This window comes from Candidatus Eisenbacteria bacterium, from assembly GCA_016867495.1.
GTDB lineage: Bacteria > Eisenbacteria > RBG-16-71-46 > CAIMUX01 > VGJL01 > VGJL01.
Map to the genome: position 1 here is coordinate 1 of VGJL01000278.1, position 2,634 is coordinate 2,634.

Consider the following 2,634-nt stretch of genomic DNA (forward strand, 5'->3'; position numbering starts at 1 on the left):
GAAACGGGCCTCCCATCTCGCTGCCACGGCCTCACGTTCCCCTTCGCCGATCGCGTAGGATCGCAGGGTCAGAGTCATCATGCAGCCGTCGCCGTCGGGCCAGAACGAGAGGCCGATCAGGCTTCGCTTGCCTCCCTCCTCCCAAAGGACCCTCATGTGTCGGCCCGGGACGATGTTCCGGATCACGCCCGTCACCCGCCCACCCTCCTTGAGGCGGAGATCGATCTCGCCCCCCTGGGCGGGATCGACGAAGGCATCGTCAGCGAGCCAGCTCCTGATGGCGGCGGGGCCGACCCAGTAGAGGTGCGCGCGCTCGCGGGTGGCGGCGACCCTTCTCTGCAGCCGCAGGTAGGTCGGCGAGGCGCCCTCGCGATGCTCCTCCAGCAGGAAGCGCAGGTTCTCGAGCACCTTGTCCCATTCGAGCGCGACCATGTCGTAGCGGACCTGCCAGGCGGGCTCGCCGGGAAAGCCGGCATGGCGGAACTTCAGGTAGGTCTTCCCCGATTCCTCGTCGTCCAGCTCGAAGCTCGCCGTCGTCTCGCAGCCGTCCCTCTCCATGAACCAGGACAGGACGAGTTTCCGGTTCTCGTCGATCTCGAGGATCTCGCCCTGCGCGACGGCCGGCTGCGCGCTGTCCTGCCACTCGATCCGGTAGCTCGCCCCTCGGGTGGGCTTCCAGCGGACGGTTGCATACATCCAGCGGGACAGGATCCCCGGATCAAGAAGGGCTCGAAACACCTCCGCGCGCGGCGCCCCGATGATGAGGCACCGCTCCACGGTCCGCGCCGGCTGGCTCATGAGATCTCCTCGCGCCTAGGGGACGTCGAAGTTGTAGGTGTAAGAGTGGACCCTTTCGTTCTGGAAGCGGACGTAGAGATCCCTGGTCCTCGTCTGTCCTCCGAGCAGGCTGATCCTGTAGTGGACCCAGGTCCAGGTGGAGTCGCCATCCTCGATCCCGCGCCTGTAGGGAAGCCCGAACTGCCCCAGGAGATCGCTCTTCGTCGTCTGGTCGATCCGGATGTCGATGACCCGTTCAGTCGGGAACTCGCGCCCGACGGTGGCGGCGCATCCGATCATTCCGAAAACCAGAAGAGCGACCGGTATGACGGCCAAGGGACGGGCGTGGCGGACGAGTTGCCCTCGAAAACCATGGTGGATCATGAGCCCTCCATCTTTGATCGTCCGTCGCCTTGCATGAAGCGCGATGCGACGGCCGCGCGAGCGCTTCAACCCCGCAACTCCACAGAAGTTCTCGTCTTATGGCTCCCGCTGTGGTCGGCAGGTTATCAGACCCCGTGAAGGCGGGTCAAGGCAAGCGGCGCCTGCGACCGTTCGCGGCGACCTCGAGCAAACGAGATCTTGGGAAACCGCTCGGATCGCCGATAACTGGAACGAGTGCTCGGATCATCGGAACATCGCGCAATGAATGACCTTGGTGTCACGGCGAAGCTCGACGTCACCCGCGTGACGGCCATCCCCGTCCATGAGGATCCGGGGAGCGGCGCGGCTCGAACGCACGCGGAGCCCGGATCTCGCTCAGAGGGGCCCGCGCGCATGCTCCGCGTGCCGACTCCTGTGCGCGGGATCGCGCGGACGGTCTGCGGCTCCTACCTGGCAGCCGGATCTCTCGACGGCTCGATCCGCGTCTGGGAAGAGGGCGCGGACGCGCCGCGCCGCACACTGACCGGCCATTCCGAACCGATCGACTCCCTTGTCTACGACGACCGCAGCGTCCTCCTTGCCTCCGCGTCCCGCGACCACACGATCAGGCTCTGGGAACACCTAGGCGGCCGCTGCTGCGCGGTCCTCCGATGCAGCCCCTACCCGAGCACGACGATCGCCTTCGATGCCGCCTCCGACCGGTTGGCGACAGGCGACAAGGATGGGACGATCAAGATCTGGAGTCTGCGCCCCCCTCGCGTCCGTCTCGCCCTCAAGGGGTCGGACGGACGCGTGACGGGCCTCGCGTTCAGCAAGGACGGCTCGCGTCTCTACAGCGCCGCCGGCGACGGCCGCTTCCGCGTCTGGCGCCTCCTCGACGGCGCTTGCGAAGCCGACCTCAACGCCCACCGCGGCCCGGTCCTCTCATGGACGATCGGGCCCGATCGCAGGACGATCGCGACCGGCGGAGCGGACGGTCGCGTCCGCATCTGGGATCTCGGCGAGCTTCGCTGCATCCAGACCCTGGCTGTCGGCAACCGGCCCGTGGTCGCGCTCGCGCTTTCGGACGACCCTCTCCGCGTGGCGGTCATCGACGCGGCGGGCGTGGCGCAGGCGATTGCGCTCCCCCGCTCGGGCGAGCCCAGGATCTATGCCGCCCATGTCTCGCGCGTGCGCGAGGAGACAGCAGTCTCCGTCGTCTTCACGAAAGGCGCTGGGGGCTTCGCGATCGGCGGTCCCGATCGCGGCATCCGCATCTGGGACTTCTGATCGGCTTCGCGCGCGAGGCCGAGCCGTTCCCGCGCATTCGGTCCCGGTCCCGATCGAGACCCGGAGCGACCTGATCCCTTCCCGGGCCATGCCCCGCTTCCTCCAACACCACCGGTGCGGGACACTCTGTTCTGTGAGATGATCGACGTCCGTCGGCGACGATGGAGGCAGGATGAAACGCGCACCGATCCAACCCGTCAAGGG

At 67.3% G+C, this 2,634-nt stretch carries 3 protein-coding genes; 1 reads left to right on the forward strand and 2 read right to left on the reverse strand.

From position 1 onward, the window contains the following. Together FJY88_13395 and FJY88_13400 are read right to left on the reverse strand one after the other, a co-directional pair. A partial coding sequence (locus FJY88_13395; GenBank protein MBM3288321.1) for a hypothetical protein occupies positions 1-798 on the reverse strand: 798 nt, incomplete at its 3' end. A gap of 15 nt (positions 799-813) precedes the next feature. After that, positions 814-1,077, reverse strand: coding sequence for a hypothetical protein (locus FJY88_13400; protein MBM3288322.1), 264 nt, complete (start codon positions 1,075-1,077; stop codon positions 814-816). Positions 1,078-1,422: 345 nt separating this feature from the next. Here FJY88_13400 and FJY88_13405 point away from each other — a divergent pair, with 345 nt between their 5' ends. Beyond that, the gene (locus FJY88_13405) at positions 1,423-2,430 is read left to right on the forward strand and encodes a WD40 repeat domain-containing protein (protein MBM3288323.1); all 1,008 of its coding nucleotides are present in this window, start codon (positions 1,423-1,425) and stop codon (positions 2,428-2,430) included. Positions 2,431-2,634 lie beyond the last annotated feature (204 nt).